General features: G+C 61.6%; 18 protein-coding genes and 1 pseudogene. 15 read left to right on the top strand and 4 right to left on the bottom strand.

The window, feature by feature from the left end; all coding sequences use genetic code 11:
• Nucleotides 1-32 precede the first annotated feature (32 nt).
• Complete coding sequence (locus tag GA0061105_RS15235; protein WP_092751210.1) at nucleotides 33-608, top strand: hypothetical protein; 576 nt, start codon at nucleotides 33-35, stop codon at nucleotides 606-608.
• A gap of 6 nt (nucleotides 609-614) precedes the next feature.
• On the opposite strand, the gene GA0061105_RS15230 is transcribed toward GA0061105_RS15235, so the two are convergent.
• Together GA0061105_RS15230 and GA0061105_RS15225 are read right to left on the bottom strand one after the other, a co-directional pair.
• Entirely contained in the window at nucleotides 615-1430 is an 816-nt protein-coding gene (locus GA0061105_RS15230; RefSeq protein ID WP_092751208.1) for an endonuclease/exonuclease/phosphatase family protein, read from the bottom strand.
• Between the two features lie 95 nt (nucleotides 1431-1525).
• Nucleotides 1526-2989, bottom strand: a complete 1464-nt coding sequence (locus GA0061105_RS15225) for a phospholipase D-like domain-containing protein (RefSeq protein WP_092751206.1) — start codon at nucleotides 2987-2989, stop codon at nucleotides 1526-1528.
• Between the two features lie 157 nt (nucleotides 2990-3146).
• On the opposite strand from GA0061105_RS15225, the gene GA0061105_RS15220 reads away from it, so the two are divergent.
• The 4 genes from GA0061105_RS15220 to GA0061105_RS15205 all read left to right on the top strand — a co-directional run bounded on the left by GA0061105_RS15220 (nucleotide 3147) and on the right by GA0061105_RS15205 (nucleotide 4711).
• Complete coding sequence (locus GA0061105_RS15220) at nucleotides 3147-3788, top strand: UdgX family uracil-DNA binding protein (RefSeq protein ID WP_092751444.1); 642 nt, start codon at nucleotides 3147-3149, stop codon at nucleotides 3786-3788.
• Nucleotides 3789-3930: 142 nt separating this feature from the next.
• Nucleotides 3931-4206 (top strand): DUF2934 domain-containing protein, encoded by a 276-nt coding sequence (locus tag GA0061105_RS15215; protein WP_064697005.1) that lies wholly within the window; start codon nucleotides 3931-3933, stop codon nucleotides 4204-4206.
• Between the two features lie 142 nt (nucleotides 4207-4348).
• Entirely contained in the window at nucleotides 4349-4528 is a 180-nt protein-coding gene (locus GA0061105_RS15210; protein ID WP_092751204.1) for a hypothetical protein, read from the top strand.
• Nucleotides 4529-4531: 3 nt separating this feature from the next.
• Entirely contained in the window at nucleotides 4532-4711 is a 180-nt protein-coding gene (locus tag GA0061105_RS15205; protein ID WP_092751202.1) for a hypothetical protein, read from the top strand.
• A gap of 109 nt (nucleotides 4712-4820) precedes the next feature.
• Here GA0061105_RS15205 and GA0061105_RS15200 read toward each other — a convergent pair whose 3' ends face one another.
• A complete protein-coding gene (locus GA0061105_RS15200; protein WP_092751200.1) occupies nucleotides 4821-5291 on the bottom strand; it encodes a chromate resistance protein ChrB domain-containing protein in 471 nt (156 codons plus the stop codon).
• Between the two features lie 14 nt (nucleotides 5292-5305).
• A complete protein-coding gene (locus GA0061105_RS33905; RefSeq protein ID WP_092751198.1) occupies nucleotides 5306-6265 on the bottom strand; it encodes a Fe-Mn family superoxide dismutase in 960 nt (319 codons plus the stop codon).
• A 94-nt stretch (nucleotides 6266-6359) separates the two neighbouring features.
• On the opposite strand from GA0061105_RS33905, the gene GA0061105_RS15190 reads away from it, so the two are divergent.
• The 10 genes and pseudogenes from GA0061105_RS15190 to GA0061105_RS15145 all read left to right on the top strand — a co-directional run bounded on the left by GA0061105_RS15190 (nucleotide 6360) and on the right by GA0061105_RS15145 (nucleotide 13952).
• Nucleotides 6360-7349, top strand: coding sequence for a chromate resistance protein ChrB domain-containing protein (locus GA0061105_RS15190; RefSeq protein ID WP_245304353.1), 990 nt, complete (start codon nucleotides 6360-6362; stop codon nucleotides 7347-7349).
• A 19-nt stretch (nucleotides 7350-7368) separates the two neighbouring features.
• The gene (gene chrA / locus GA0061105_RS15185) at nucleotides 7369-8781 is read left to right on the top strand and encodes a chromate efflux transporter (RefSeq protein ID WP_092751196.1); all 1413 of its coding nucleotides are present in this window, start codon (nucleotides 7369-7371) and stop codon (nucleotides 8779-8781) included.
• Between the two features lie 30 nt (nucleotides 8782-8811).
• A complete protein-coding gene (locus GA0061105_RS15180; RefSeq protein ID WP_092751194.1) occupies nucleotides 8812-10008 on the top strand; it encodes an MFS transporter in 1197 nt (398 codons plus the stop codon).
• Between the two features lie 163 nt (nucleotides 10009-10171).
• A complete protein-coding gene (locus GA0061105_RS15175; protein WP_092751440.1) occupies nucleotides 10172-10450 on the top strand; it encodes a metal-sensing transcriptional repressor in 279 nt (92 codons plus the stop codon).
• Nucleotides 10451-10454: 4 nt separating this feature from the next.
• The gene (locus tag GA0061105_RS15170; protein ID WP_092751192.1) at nucleotides 10455-10892 is read left to right on the top strand and encodes a YqaA family protein; all 438 of its coding nucleotides are present in this window, start codon (nucleotides 10455-10457) and stop codon (nucleotides 10890-10892) included.
• Entirely contained in the window at nucleotides 10892-11623 is a 732-nt protein-coding gene (locus GA0061105_RS15165) for a HoxN/HupN/NixA family nickel/cobalt transporter (protein ID WP_092751190.1), read from the top strand. The genes GA0061105_RS15170 and GA0061105_RS15165 overlap by 1 nt, the downstream gene beginning before the upstream one ends.
• An 11-nt stretch (nucleotides 11624-11634) precedes the next feature.
• The gene (locus tag GA0061105_RS15160) at nucleotides 11635-12183 is read left to right on the top strand and encodes a hypothetical protein (protein WP_092751188.1); all 549 of its coding nucleotides are present in this window, start codon (nucleotides 11635-11637) and stop codon (nucleotides 12181-12183) included.
• A gap of 384 nt (nucleotides 12184-12567) precedes the next feature.
• Nucleotides 12568-12882 (top strand): plasmid stabilization protein, encoded by a 315-nt coding sequence (locus tag GA0061105_RS15155; protein WP_092751186.1) that lies wholly within the window; start codon nucleotides 12568-12570, stop codon nucleotides 12880-12882.
• Between the two features lie 48 nt (nucleotides 12883-12930).
• Nucleotides 12931-13220 (top strand): annotated as a pseudogene (locus GA0061105_RS15150) (DUF3175 domain-containing protein).
• A gap of 6 nt (nucleotides 13221-13226) precedes the next feature.
• The gene (locus tag GA0061105_RS15145; protein ID WP_092751185.1) at nucleotides 13227-13952 is read left to right on the top strand and encodes a glutathione S-transferase; all 726 of its coding nucleotides are present in this window, start codon (nucleotides 13227-13229) and stop codon (nucleotides 13950-13952) included.
• The last annotated feature ends 1 nt before the right edge of the window (nucleotide 13953 follow it).

The following is a 13953-nucleotide window of genomic DNA, read 5'->3' as shown; positions in this document are numbered from 1 at the left end:
CCGGCGCGAGGCACAGCCCCGGAGACAGACGCATGCGCGGCTACCTGAAAAGCAAAGACTTTCACCGGCATATGCGGTCGCTGCTAGCTCCGAAGTTTCGGGAGCTCGGCTGGGAAACGCAAGCGGCCGGAAAGTGCAGCTTTGCCAGGGGCGGAAGGGTTTGTTGGCTGCAGGTCTCGCAATATTCGAACGCCGTCATGGGCGCCAAATTTACGATCAACCTGGCCGAGGGCTCGGGTTCCGCCGGCGACACAAGAATACTTCGCCGCCTGGACGAGGCGGATCGCGAGGTTGGCAAAGCTCTGGAAGAACACATCGTCGCGCGGCTCCCCAGGCCCGATCCTGATCCGGAAATCGAAGTTGTCGGAGACAACGGCGGAACCGTCTTGGTCAAGCTCGGCGATCTCGCGCGTGCAAATACGAGACAATGGGAGGCCCCCGCCGACCTCTGGCTGCCTTATTTCAGCAAGAGCGATCTTGACGATTGGGCTACGTTCCTCTTGCCTCGGCTTGAGCGACTGACTGCGCCTTCCTCACCCGAAATCATCGATCCGCAGCTGTGGGCCGAGCGGTTTCGCCGTCTCGTCGGTTTTTTCCGCTCCAAATGAATGTTGCTAACCGCCCGCCGGCTTCAGGTCGACAAGCGCCTTGATCGGCAAATGATCGGAGGCGATGCGCGCCAGTGGCGTATCATGCGCTTCGACTTCGGTGATGATCCCCTTGCGGTTGGCGATGATGCGGTCGAGCGCGAGCAATGGCAGGCCGGCGGGAAAGCTCGGTACGGCCGGCGGCAGCTCGCCGAAAGCGGATTGGAAGGTGTTGAGCGAGGAGCGGTCGCCGAGCCGCCATTCGTTGAGGTCGCCGAGTAGGATGGTCGGCATTTCGTGCCTGTTCTTGATGAGCTCGACCAATGTGTGGGCCTGCTGGGCTCTGTTGTGGCGCAGCAGGCCGAAATGCGCGGCAATGATGCGCAGCACCCCGCCCTCTTCGAGCTCGATTTCGGCAACGAGGGCGCCGCGCGGCTCCAGCCCGGGCAGCTTGACCTGGTGCACGTCATGCACCAGCCCCTTCTTGAAGAGCACGACATTGCCATGCCAGCCGTGCGCCTTGGCCATGCCGGCAACCGGCACCGGGATCAGCCCCGTCTCCCGCTCCAGCCGGCCAAGATCGAGAATGCCGGTGCGCTCGCCGAAGCGCGTGTCGGCCTCCTGCAACGCGATCACGTCGGCGCCGATTTCATGGATCACCCGGCTGGTGCGCTCCGGATCGAAGCGGCGGTCGGTACCGACGCATTTGTGTACGTTATACGAGGCGATCAACGTACCGCTGCTGCGCGGCCCTGCCTCCATATGCGCCGCGTCGAGCCGCTTTTTCCTGCTTCGGATCGAGGCGAGAATGCTGGCGGGAAGACTGTCTTTCCTGGCGTGCATCGGGCGGCGCACTTGTTCCGTTGATCAAAAAGGCTACTCACTCCGCAGTATAGGCGGGCGCGCGGAACTTGCCATGTCGGAATGCAAAAAATCCGTCAGAGATAGGGCGAACCCAGCCACAGCACCTTCTCGATCAGCCGCACCGGGAAGGGCCGCGCGCGCAAGCCGTCAAGCGTCACCAGTGTTGCCGATTTCAGCGTTTCCTCGATATGCTCGTCGATCTCGGCGGCAAAGCCCTCGTTCAGCACTTCGAGGTCGACCTCGAAATTCAGTCTGAGCGAGCGCGGATCGAGATTGGAGGAGCCGACATAGGCCCACGTGCCGTCGATCGTCAAAAGCTTCGAATGGCTGAAGCTGCCGGTCGAGCGCCAGATACGGCAATAGTTCTTGAGGATCTGATCGAATTGCGCCGTCATCGCCCGGTCGACCAGCATGAGATTGTTGACAGCAGGCACGACGATATCGACTTCGACGCCGCGCCGCGCCGCCGTCACCAGGGCGCTGATCAGTTCGCGGTCCGGCAGGAAGTAGGGAGACATGACGCGGATCGATTGGCGCGCCACGGAAAAGGCGCCCATCAGCATCTTATGGTTGGTTTCGAGGCTGCGATCTGGCCCCGAGGCGACAACACGCATCAGGATCGGATCGCCGGCGTTGCGCTGCGGCGGCTCGATGCGCCATGCCTCGTCTGTCAACAATTCGTCAGTGGTGAACCGCCAGTCTTCGGCAGCAAGATCGAAGAGGTCTGCGACGGCGGGGCCGGTGACGCTGAAATGCGTATCATGGGCAAAGGTCTCGCCCGTTGCCTCCTCGCTAAACCCTGCCCTGATGTTCATCCCGCCAGTCAGCGCAATGCGTCCGTCGACGATCAGGATCTTGCGGTGGGTGCGCAGATTGGCATAAGGCAGCCGCAAGCCCATGATGACATTGCCGTTGAAGACGGCGGTGGTAACGCCGCCCTCCTTGAGGTAGCCGAGAATGCTCGGCACCGAATAGCGCGCGCCGACGGCGTCGATCAGCACCCGGACCGTCACGCCGCGCTTCACCGCCGCAATCAGTGCATCGGCGATGCGAATTCCGATGACGTCGCGGTCGAAAATATAGGTTTCGAGCAGGATGCTGCGCCTCGCCTCGTCGATGGCCGATTTCATCGCGGAATAGGCTTCGTCGCCGGTCTCCAGCATGTCGATCGTATTGCCAGATGTCAGCGGGTTGCGTGTCACGCGGTCGCCAAGCGTCTGCAGCGCCGCAAAGCGGCGGCCGAATTGGCTGATCACGGTCTCGGCGTCGGCGTCGAACCTCTCCAATACGTCGGTTCCGGGCGCAAGCAGCAGGGCGTCGCGGCGGATGCTCAGCGATTTGCGGCGGATGCGGTTGATGCCGGCAATCGCATAAAGCAGCGCGCCGACAACCGGAGAGAGGATGATGACGCCGACCCAGCCGATCGCCGCGCGCACCTCCTCCTTGGTCATGGCGGCATGGATCGCCGCCGCAGCTCCCATGGCGATCGAAACGACAAAGAGGATATGCGGCCAGTAGGTCGACAGGAGATAGAACATCGCTGGCCAATATAGCCGTGAAACGGCCGCGTTCAATTGTGCCGCCCCTCCCCCATGGCGCGAAATTTTCGCGACGGTCGTCTCCCCATCGGCGGTTGGCTTGCGGGAACAATCCCGGTTGAGATCGATTCCTCAACAGGAGATGAGGATGGCCATGATGAACATCGCCGCAACGGTCGGTCCCGCCTTGGCGCTCGAGGTCGCAGATGCGGAAAGCATTGCCGAACTGCGGCATCAGGCCGAAGGCTGCACCCGCTGCGACCTCTATCGCAATGCCACGCAGATCGTCTTCGGCGAAGGGCCCGGCAAGGCCGAGATTGTCCTTGTCGGCGAGCAGCCGGGTGACCGGGAAGATCTGAGCGGCAGGCCCTTTGTCGGCCCCGCCGGCCATCTGCTCGACCTCTGTCTCGAGGAGGCGGGTCTCGACCGTCAACGCTGCTACGTCACCAATGCCGTCAAGCACTTCAAGTTCACGCCGCGCGGCAAACGGCGCCTGCATGCAAAGCCCAACGCCGGCGAGATCCGGCGTTGCGCCTGGTGGCTCGGGGCGGAGCTCAACATCCTGCAGCCGAAACTCGTCGTGGCGCTCGGCGCAAGCGCGCTTTATGCGCTGCTCGGACCGAAGGTGAAATTGACGCCCGAGCGCGGCCATATCCTGCAACCGGCAAACCATTCACCGGTTCTGGTGACCATCCACCCCTCCTATCTCCTGCGGATCCGCGATGAGGCCGAACAGCACCGGCAGCGCCGCGCGTTCGTGTCAGATCTGCACAGGGCGGCGGAATTCCAGCCTTGCTGAGTGCCGATTCTCAACCTTGATATGCTGCAATGCGAAATATTTGCGGTTGCAGCTCGATTTCACTTGAAACCGCGGCCCTCCTCTGGAACCATCCAAGCAGTATCGCGTTCGAACGACGGCATAATGTGACTGGAGATCAGCGATGGCAGAAACTCGGGAAGAGTGGATAAAGAAACGTGCATACGCCCTTTGGGAAGAAGAGGGCTATCCGACAGGGCGAGAATCCATCCATTGGGAACAGGCACGGCACGAGCGCGAAGCGCTCGAAGGCTCTGCTGCCTCTTCCAACGGCAAACAAGCCAAACCCAAGGCCAAGCGCGCCGAAACAACGACCAAGCGCGTCGCAACAGGCGCCAAGACCAACGGCGTCGTCACGCCGGCGCCCAAGCGGACTGCAAGCCGCAAGACGGCGCCCTGATTATTGGAAGACCGATGACATCGATGAAAAGGGCGTCGTAGCGACGCCCTTCGGCCGTTCTTTGTCATAAGATTGAATTAGTTGTGTTTTATGGAAGAACGTAGGCGGGTGGTCCGCACCGCTGGGGGTCAATAGAGGCCGAATGACGCTGCGAGCTTTGATGCTTCTGAAAAAGGCTGAACTTTCGCCCGTAGGCCGGGAACAAGATCATACCGGAACTGTTTATGGCGAACCGAGGGAAGCAGCCATGAACGACCATATCGAAATGCTCTTTGTCACGCCTCTCGCAGTTCGCAGCCGCGCGTCCAGCGTGATCGTGTGAGCCATGGAAATATCGCTCCTGCTCATCGCCGCTCTGCTTTATCTCGGCTTGGCGCTGGGGTTCATCCTTGTCGTCGACAATCTCGTCGGACTGGTCTTCCGCGAGTCCCGCACGCCGCTGCAACTGCCCTCCTTCGACATTGGCCGCGCCTTCCCAGCGTCGCAAAAATTCCACCGAAAATAATGTTTCTCAACCCGGCCCATGGACAGGGCGTGTGGGCGCAACCATATCTCGACCGAACCCTTTCCCTTTTATCGCAAGAGGTCGAGGATAGCTGAGCCCTTGGCCGAGTTCAGGCTGCAGTCGGCTTCATTGCAGGCGGCCAGCTGTGTATCTCGGTTTTGCGCCGCGAAGCCCACGCATAGAGCGCGTCATAAATGACGAAGCCATGCTTCAGCACCTCGTGATCGTCAGGCGTCACGTCCCGAAGCCCCATCGATATTGCCAGCAGCCCTGCCGATTGCGGCGTCAGGTCGTGCCGGTCGGTGTCGGCGCCGCGGACGATGGCAGCGATGGTGACGATTGCCTGATCGCCGTCCAACCCGTGTTTGTCGACGAAGCTATCGAAACTGCAACCCTCGCCTACATGCGTGTATTCGACGCCCGGCACATCGTAAGGCGTGGCTCCAGTCTCCGCTGCCACCTTGAGCACCTGTTCCGGCGGCACGAACAGGAATTCCGGTTCCTTGTCGATGAACCGCGCGATCAGCCAGGGGCAGGCGATACGGTCGATGACCGGACGTTCGCGAGTAACCCATTTCATCACACTTACCTCCTTCAAGGGTTTTCAGCGTTTGTAAACGGGACGGTCGGGCCGCCGATCGCATGCCAGGCGGCAATTCCGCCGGCGAGCGCCCGCGCATCCAGGCCGTGGCGGCGCAGTTCGGCGACGGCATCGCCGCTGACCTGAAAGCCGTAGATGCAATAGACGACGATCGGCTTGTCCTGCGGCAGTTGGTCGGCCCAGCCGGCGATCGTCTCGTAAAGCCTTGCAATCGCGCCCGGCAGCATGTCGCTTCGCTTCGGCAGATCATCGGCGAGGCAGACGTCGAGTACGACGAGATCCTCCTGCCGTTGAAGGCGAACGAGAAGATCCTCCGGCGCGACGTCGTCCCGTCCCTCGGTTTCAACCGCAGGAATGTCGGATAGCCGCTCGGTCAGCCTTCGGAAGCGACCGCCGACCCGCTCCCAATGGATGTTCTTCATGAAGGCATCGACATAGGCGCCTGCCTTGGCGCCGAAATCGATATGATAAGCGTGCTCATACATGTCGAGCGCCAGGATCGGTACGCTGCCGGCAAGACAGTTGGTGTGGTCAGCTCCCCATTGGATCATGAGGCGCTGATGACGCTCAGACCACGCAAGAAGCGTCCAGCCCGAACCGCCTGCCTGCGCTTTGGCGCAAGCGGTGAAGCGGGCGCGCCAATTGGCAACACTGCCAAAGTCGCGTTCCAGCGCTTCGGCGAGATCACCCGCCGCATCCCCCGATCCACCGAGCCCGTCGAAATAGATCTCGTGAAGGATAGCGGAGTTGGCCGCAATCAGCTCCTCCCGCTTCAACCCATTGATGTCGAAGACTGGCGCCGCACTCCAGTCGAGCTCATCGAGCCGGCGCTCGATGGCATTCAGGCGTCGTACCGCGCCGCCGTAGTTGTTCTCGTAGTGGCTGGCCAGCAGCCGCTCGGAGAGCCCGTCGAGACGTGGCGGCTTGAAAGGTAGTGGCATGATCCGGTGCATGACGCGTCCTCGCTCGGGGAAACATGACGCCACAACGCTACGCCCGAACCTCGAATGATACAAGTGTTGCTTTTTAGATTTTCGATGATACGGTATGAACATGATCGACCGCACCTCACCGGCTGAGCAACGCTGGCTGCTTCTGATTCACCAACTGCCGAGCAAGCCAGCCTACTTCCGGGTGAAGATCTGGCGCCGTCTGCAGCGCATAGGGGCGGTCGCCGTCAAAAGCACGGTCTATGCGCTGCCGGCAAATGCCGAGACGCAAGAGGATTTCGAATGGCTTTTGAAGGAGATCGTCGAAGGCGGTGGCGAAGCGATGGTGTGCGAGGCGCGCCTGATCGATGGCCTCTCGGACGCTCAGGCGCGCGCACTATTCGATGCTGCCCGCGACGAGGCCTACGAGGCGATCGCCAACGAGGCAAGGACGCTGTCAGCACGGTTGGAGGCGACTGGAACGACAGAGGAGAAGGCCGAGCTACGCTCTCACCTCGGCCGTCTGCGCAAGCGGCTCGCCGATATCGCGGCGATCGATTTCTTCGGTGCGACCGGCCGGCTCTCGGCGGAAAGCTTGGTCGCAGAACTTGAGAGCGGATTTGCAGAGGACATGGAGATGGTCAACGAGGTTCCGAAAACGACACGGCTGACGGCGGCCGATCTGAAGGGACGCGTATGGATTACTCGCAAGGGTGTGCATGTCGATCGAATTGCCTGCAGCTGGCTGATCCGCCGTTTCATCGACCCGGATGCGGTCATTCGCTTCGTGCAGGGCAAGGGATACATCCCGAATGCCGGCGAGATTCGCTTCGACATGTTCGAGGGCGAGATCACCCATGAAGGTGATCGCTGCAGCTTCGAGGTCCTGCTCGCCAAGGCTGGCATCACGGATCCGGCACTCCAGGCCATCGCAGAGATCATTCATGACATCGATCTGAAGGACGCGAAGTTCGGACGCGAGGAGACGAGCGGCATTGCCAGCCTGATTTCCGGGATCTGCACAGCCCAGCCGCAGGACGAGCAACGGATCGTCCAGGGCGGGCCGGTCTTCGACAACCTCTACCAATATTTCCGCGCAAAGCGTTGATGACGTACGGACACTCACCATGAACAAAATCGATCTCGACTCCACCCCGATCCAGAGCCCCGACGCGCCCTCCCACGGCATTTCCTTCGCCGAAGCGTTGCGCGTGTGGGCACGGGTGGCCGCCCTGAGCTTCGGCGGTCCCGCCGGACAGATTGCGATGATGCATCGCATTATCGTCGAGGAGAAGCGCTGGATCGGCGAGACGCGGTTCCTGCATGCGCTGAACTATTGCACGCTTTTGCCAGGCCCGGAGGCGCAACAGCTTGCGATCTATATCGGCTGGCTGCTGCACAAGACCAAAGGCGGACTGGTGGCGGGGACCTTGTTCGTGCTGCCAGGCGCCGTTGTCATTATGGCGCTGAGCTGGATCTACGCGATTTTGGGCAATGTCGGAGCCGTCCAGGCGCTGTTCTTCGGATTGAAGGCTGCGGTGCTGGCGATCGTGCTCGAGGCCGTCCTGCGTATCGGCAGGCGGGCCCTCAGGAACAATGTGATGATTGGTCTTGCCGTCGCAGCGTTCCTTGCTCTCTTCCTGTTTCACGCCCCCTTCCCGCTCGTCGTCCTGGTTGCCGGCGTCGTGGGCTATGTCGGTGGCCGGGCCGGCTGGGCAGCGTTCCGGGCGGGCAATGGCCACGGCAAGGTCGGAAGCAAACAGGTCGCCGACGCCGATAGTCTTCTCGGCGAAGACGTCCCCGCCCACGCCCGCCCGCCGGCCAGCTGGTCCCTCAAGGTGGCTGCGGTCGGCTTGCTGCTCTGGGGAGGACCGGTTTTCGCCCTGCTGCTTTTACTCGGCCAGGGCAACATCTTCACCGATATCTCGATCTTCTTCTCGAAAATGGCGATGGTCACGTTCGGCGGCGCCTATGCCGTCCTGTCCTACGTCGCCCAACAGGCGGTGGAACAATACCACTGGCTGAAGCCCGGCGAGATGCTCGACGGCCTCGGCATGGCAGAGACGACGCCGGGCCCGCTGATCATGGTGACGCAGTTTGTCGGTTTCATGGGCGCCTATCGCGCCCCGGGCTTCCTCAATCCGTTGCTGGCCGGTACGCTGGGCGGCCTGTTGACCACCTGGGTGACCTTCGTCCCTTGCTTTCTCTGGATTTTCCTGGGCGCGCCGTTCATGGAGACGATGCGCAACAACAAGGCGCTCTCCGCAGCGCTGGCGGCAATTACCGCGGCCGTCGTCGGGGTCATTTTGAACCTTGCGGTGTGGTTCGCGCTGCATGTGCTGTTCGGCGAACTCCAGGAAGCGCGCGGCTTCGGGATGACCGTCGACCTGCCGATGCTGAGTTCCGTCAACCTCCCGTCGCTGATCCTGACCTTGGCGGCCGTCATTGCCGTGTTCCGCTTCAAGGTCGGCATGCTGACGGTGCTCGCCGCCTGCGCTATCCTCGGGCTTCTCTACGGTCTGCTCGTCGGCTGGGTGTAGAGCGCGAACTATAATTGAAGCAGGTAAGGAATGCGCAGCATTCAGCCGATCACATGGCTCTTCGCAGCCCGCTCTTTGCGCGACTTCGGCGACGGGTTCGTCGCCATCCTGTTGCCGGTCTATTTGCTGGCTCTCGGCCTGTCGCCCCTGCAGGTTGGTGTAATCGCCACGGCGTCGCTCTTTGGCTCTGCGCTCCTGACCATCGTCATCGGATTTCTTGGTGCGCGTCATGATCTCCGCCGCTTGCTTCTGGCGGCCGCTGCCCTGATGGTCGCAACCGGTATCGCCGTGCCCATGACCAACGATTATTGGTTGCTGCTGGTGGTCGCGTTTGCCGGCACCATCAATCCTTCGGCCGGCAGCGTGAGCATCTTCGTGCCCCTTGAGCATGCGGTGCTCGCCCGCGAGGCGGCCAGCGCGGATCGGACGAGGATGTTCGCCCGTTACAGCCTCGTCGGGGCGCTCGCAAGCGCCGGCGGCGCGCTCGCCGCGGCGCTGCCCGACGTGATGACTCGGCTGGGGATATCGCAACTGACTTCGATCAAGCTTATGTTCATTGCCTATGCGCTCGTCGGCATTCTCGGTGGCGTTTTTTATGCTCGCATACCGCCTCGCCCGGTGAAACACGACGCCGGCAATCCGGCGTCACTCGGACCTTCACGCGCCATCGTCCTGAAGCTTGCAGCCCTCTTCAGTCTTGATGCTTTCGCGGGAGGTTTCGTGGTGCAGTCCCTGCTCGCCCTGTGGCTGTTCGAACGATTCGATCTTTCGCTCTCCCAGGCCGGACTGTTTTTCTTTTGGACCGGAGTGCTGTCGGCGTTCTCGTTTCCTGTCGCCGCCTGGCTGTCGAAGCGGGTTGGACTGGTCAATACCATGGTGTTCACCCACATTCCGTCCAGCATTGCCCTTGGCCTCGCCGCATTCGCACCCACCTTGCCCCTCACCATCACATTGCTGCTCATTCGAGCGGCGCTTTCGCAGATGGATGTGCCGACCCGCTCTTCCTACGTGATGGCTGTTGTCACCGAGGCGGAGAGGGCCGCGGCCGCAAGCTTCACGTCGGTGCCCCGAAGTTTGGCAGCGGCGGCCAGCCCTGCACTCGCGGGCGCTCTCTTTGCTGCATCCTATCGGGCTTGGCCGCTCCTCATCTGCGCCTCAATGAAAATCACCTATGACCTGCTGCTGTTATGGCAGTTCCGGCACCTCAGACCGCCTGAGGAAGGTTAGCCGTCCGCGCTGCCGCGGCTGAAGCTGGTGGCGGACGTCGAGACTGACGGCCTTCCTTCCGAATGGAGGAGCCGAAAGGCCGCCGTCACTGACTTGTCCCAGAGGTGGTCGTCGGCGTAAAGTCGGGTCGCCTTCCCCTCGGACGGCTCGAGACATGGACACGATGACCGAACCGCAGACCCACGACACGCATCCGGAGATCGTCAAGCGCCTGACGCGGCCCGAGGGCCACCCGAAGAGCGTCATCGCGATGATTAAGAGCGGTAAGCCGTGCCTGGAGATTGCGCAGCAACTGCCTGCTGTCGAGAAGGCAATCGTCAACGCCAAGCGAACACTGATCCAGGACCATCTCGACCATTGCCACGAGGAGACCGTCGGCGCGCTCCCCCGCGACAAGCGGCAGTCGATCGACGGGTTCAAGACGATCACGAAGCATCTCTGACGGAATGCCCGACCTTTTGGCCTATTTGGGATTGTTCGCGACGGCTTTTGGAGCTGCGACGATCCTTCCAATGCAGTCGGAAGCCGTCCTTGTCGGCCTCCTCCTGTCCGAGAAGTTCTCCGCCTTCTGGCTCGTTGCGGTCGCCAGTCTCGGCAACGTTCTGGGGGCGCTGGCGAACTGGCTGCTCGGTCGCGGCATCGAACGCTTCCGGGGGAAACGCTGGTTTCCCGTCGGTCCGGTGGCACTCGACCGGGCGCAGCTATGGTATCGCCGCTTCGGAAAGTGGTCGCTGCTCGGAAGCTGGTTGCCGATCGTCGGCGACCCGATCACTGTTGTGGCAGGTCTCCTGCGCGAGCCGCTGCCGACATTTCTGCTGCTGGTGACCGTCGCCAAGGTCGGACGCTATCTCGCGCTTGCAGCCGCCACCACCGGAATAGCCTGATGTTCCAGCAGATCGTCGACATCCAGCGGGAAATCTATCTGACCTTCGCAGGTCATATAAAGGACTACGCCGCTGGCGGCGGCTGGGCGTCGTTCCTGGCATTCCTGCCGATGGGAATAGTCTTCGGAGCCGTTCATGCCATGACGCCCGGCCACAGCAAGTCGGTGCTCGCCACCTATCTCGCTGGATCGTCGACGAAGGCACATCGGGCACTCCTCGTATCTCTTGCGCTATCCTTCACCCACGTCACGATGGCGGTCGTGATCGCGCTGTTCGCCCTTCCCTTGGTCTCTCATTCCTTCGCCGACGCTGGATCTTCTCCGGCGCTCGAGGTCGTCAGCCGCGGGCTGCTCGGCATCATCGGCGTCTGGATGGTGTGGACCGCCGTCTTTAGGCACGGCCACGCGCATGCTGAGGGCGAAGGCCTGCTGATGGGATTTGCCGCCGGCCTGGTACCGTGCCCGCTCACCCTGTTCGTGATGACGTTCGCGATGATCCACCAGGTCGCCGTCACGGGCCTGCTGTTTGCCGCCACCATGATGATGGGCGTCGCTCTGACCTTGTCCGCGGTCGCTCTTCTCGCCGTGGTCTTCCGCGACCGCATCTCCTATCTGATGAGAAAGCATCCGCGATTGCTGGCCTCCGTCTCGCGGGCGACGGGCGGTCTGGCCGGCTTTGTGCTTGTCGCCATCGCCGGGGTCGAGATAGCGAACTGGGTGGCAGTGCAATGAGGATAAGAGGGATGCAGGGACTTCCTATTTTGCTTGCTTTCGCGGCGATGGCGTTCGTGCCTCTCGGCGGCGCCCTTGCGGACGACGGTCGATCTTCGTTCGACCGCTTCGCCGACCGCTGCCTTGACCGCGGGCCGCAATATGATCGCGCCGTCGCTCTCGCCCGTCGAAACAACTGGCCGGCGCTCGCTGCCGACATGGTACTGAGCATCCTTCCTCTTTCTGAGCCCGTGGCATTCGAGGGCTGGAGCATCGGGGCGGGCAGCGAGGCGCCCTTCGAAGCCCTGGTCGTCGGGAGGGGAATGGTCGGCGAGAAGACAATCGAGAGTTGCACGATGGCGTTCGCCGGGACTGATGCCGCAAGCTTCGAGCGCAGTCTTGTTTCGACAAGGGTGGCAAAGCCATCCGGCGAGCGGAACGGTGGAGGACGTGTCCGCAAGTTCTTCACGATCGAGCGCGATGGGTTCAAGGAGGCGGTGACGCTCGACCTTCCTATCTACCCTAACGGCAGCGACGAGGTGCTCGCGAGCGTCGTCGCAGAGCAGCAGATCGAGAACTGAACTTGTCCGGGCTTCACAGAGCGATCGTGCTTTAAGAACGAGGGGCTGCGTTTCTGGCAGAAAGTGCTGCGGCGCTTGGACTTTCCCCGACCGGCATCCCGCCGCACCCGGGAGAGCCTTTCGGGAGGTCTGGGTGGATAGCTGGGAACAATTCTCGCCGATCGTCGCCAGCACGCTCAAAGGCAGGCCGCGGCTCTTCAAGGAGCTGCTCATCCCGATGTGACGCGACGGCCGCACCGAGGATACCAATCTCCAGCGAGCTGACAAAACCGGCTTTTGTTCCGAAATCCGGGACAATGAGCTTTAGGGAACTTTTGCACTCCGCACCGGTTGAATTTGCTTGCAAACAGCATTTGATCGCTTTGCAAACGACAGGAGGCGAATATGCCGCGAGGAGACAAATCCGACTATACCGACAAGCAGAAACGCAAGGCCGAGCATATCGAGGAAGGTTATGAGGAGCGTGGCGTCTCCGAAAAGGAAGCCGAACGACGTGCCTGGGCGACGGTCAACAAGGAAAGCGGCGGCGGCAACAAATCCGGTTCCGGCCGTGGCAAGAAGGATACACATGAATCCTCCAAAAAAGGCGGCCGGGCCGGCGGCGCTGCATCGGCGGCCCGCTCGAAAGAGGAACGGTCCGCCTCCGCCAAGAAGGCGGCTGCGACACGCAAGCGCAACGAACACCACAGCCACCACTAGCGAACGGATACAACCTTGGCGGCCGTATCCTCCACAAGGATTTCAGCCATGGCCAAATCGAAGAAGAAATGGCCGCAGGACGTCAGCGAGCACAGCAACGCGATGGACCTGAAGGAAGCTGTGTTCAAATCGAACGATCCGAAGAAGATCGCCGGCTCCGTCTAACATTCGGCCGAGGAGAGCCATCGCCGCAAGTCGAGCCCCTTTGAAGCGGCCATGTCGATGCTGACCTTCTACATCAACCGCGCCGCGACCAATTGACGAAAAGACGGCGCAGTACCCTTGAAGAAGCCAAGGACGAGTTGCGAAAAGACTTCTTTCGGAAACCGAAGGATTGAGCGAAAATGGCATATGAGCTTTATTATTGGGACGGCATCCAGGGCCGCGGCGAATTCGTCCGGCTTGCACTGGAAGAGGCCGGCGCCGAGTATGTCGATATTGTCCGTGAGCCCGGTCGCGGCACCGGTGCCATGTTCGACATTATCGGAAGCGAACACGAACCGCACATCCCCTTTGCCCCACCCTTCCTCAAGGACGGGGAGGTCATCATCCCGCATGTCGCCAATATCCTGCTTTATCTCGGACCGAAGCTCGGCCTGGCGCCGGGGGACGAAAGCCTTCGCTATGTCGCCAACGGCCTGCAGCTCACCGTCACCGATTTCGTCGCCGAAGTGCACGACACGCACCACCCGATCGACTTGTCGCGATACTACGAGGAGCAGAAGCAGGAGGCGAAAGCCCGATCGGCCGCCTTCATCCGGGAACGCATTCCGAAATACCTTGGCTATTTCGAACGAGTCCTGCGGCAAAATCCGAAAGGTACCGACCATGTCGTCGGCGGGACGCTGACCTATGTCGATCTTTCGCTCTTCCAGGTCATCGAAGGCCTGACCTATGCCTTTCCGAAAGCCATGGCGAAGCGCAAGGCCGATTACCCACTCCTTCTCGCCCTGCACGATACGGTGGCGAAGCGGCCGAACATCGCCCGCTATCTCGCCTCTCCTCGCCGCTTGGCCTTCAACGAGGATGGGATCTTCAGGCATTATCCCGAACTCGACGGAACGGAATGAA

Source organism: Rhizobium aethiopicum (assembly GCF_900094625.1).
In the GTDB taxonomy this organism is placed as follows: Bacteria; Pseudomonadota; Alphaproteobacteria; order Rhizobiales; family Rhizobiaceae; genus Rhizobium; species Rhizobium aethiopicum.
Note: the sequence above shows the minus strand (reverse complement) of the source record. Positions and strands in the feature narration are given on the sequence as shown.

Coding starts and splice junctions, on each gene's coding strand:
- GA0061105_RS15145 (WP_092751185.1), top strand. CDS start 13,227: ATGGCATATGAGCTTTATTATTGGGACGGCATCCAGGGCCGCGGCGAA.
- GA0061105_RS15235 (WP_092751210.1), top strand. CDS start 33: ATGCGCGGCTACCTGAAAAGCAAAGACTTTCACCGGCATATGCGGTCG.
- GA0061105_RS15175 (WP_092751440.1), top strand. CDS start 10,172: ATGACCGAACCGCAGACCCACGACACGCATCCGGAGATCGTCAAGCGC.
- GA0061105_RS15180 (WP_092751194.1), top strand. CDS start 8,812: ATGCGCAGCATTCAGCCGATCACATGGCTCTTCGCAGCCCGCTCTTTG.
- GA0061105_RS15155 (WP_092751186.1), top strand. CDS start 12,568: ATGCCGCGAGGAGACAAATCCGACTATACCGACAAGCAGAAACGCAAG.
- GA0061105_RS15200 (WP_092751200.1), bottom strand. CDS start 5,291: ATGAAATGGGTTACTCGCGAACGTCCGGTCATCGACCGTATCGCCTGC.
- GA0061105_RS15205 (WP_092751202.1), top strand. CDS start 4,532: ATGGAAATATCGCTCCTGCTCATCGCCGCTCTGCTTTATCTCGGCTTG.
- GA0061105_RS15165 (WP_092751190.1), top strand. CDS start 10,892: ATGTTCCAGCAGATCGTCGACATCCAGCGGGAAATCTATCTGACCTTC.
- GA0061105_RS15190 (WP_245304353.1), top strand. CDS start 6,360: ATGAACATGATCGACCGCACCTCACCGGCTGAGCAACGCTGGCTGCTT.
- GA0061105_RS15170 (WP_092751192.1), top strand. CDS start 10,455: ATGCCCGACCTTTTGGCCTATTTGGGATTGTTCGCGACGGCTTTTGGA.
- GA0061105_RS33905 (WP_092751198.1), bottom strand. CDS start 6,265: ATGCACCGGATCATGCCACTACCTTTCAAGCCGCCACGTCTCGACGGG.
- GA0061105_RS15215 (WP_064697005.1), top strand. CDS start 3,931: ATGGCAGAAACTCGGGAAGAGTGGATAAAGAAACGTGCATACGCCCTT.
- GA0061105_RS15225 (WP_092751206.1), bottom strand. CDS start 2,989: ATGTTCTATCTCCTGTCGACCTACTGGCCGCATATCCTCTTTGTCGTT.
- chrA (WP_092751196.1), top strand. CDS start 7,369: ATGAACAAAATCGATCTCGACTCCACCCCGATCCAGAGCCCCGACGCG.
- GA0061105_RS15220 (WP_092751444.1), top strand. CDS start 3,147: ATGAACATCGCCGCAACGGTCGGTCCCGCCTTGGCGCTCGAGGTCGCA.
- GA0061105_RS15230 (WP_092751208.1), bottom strand. CDS start 1,430: ATGCACGCCAGGAAAGACAGTCTTCCCGCCAGCATTCTCGCCTCGATC.
- GA0061105_RS15160 (WP_092751188.1), top strand. CDS start 11,635: ATGCAGGGACTTCCTATTTTGCTTGCTTTCGCGGCGATGGCGTTCGTG.
- GA0061105_RS15210 (WP_092751204.1), top strand. CDS start 4,349: ATGACGCTGCGAGCTTTGATGCTTCTGAAAAAGGCTGAACTTTCGCCC.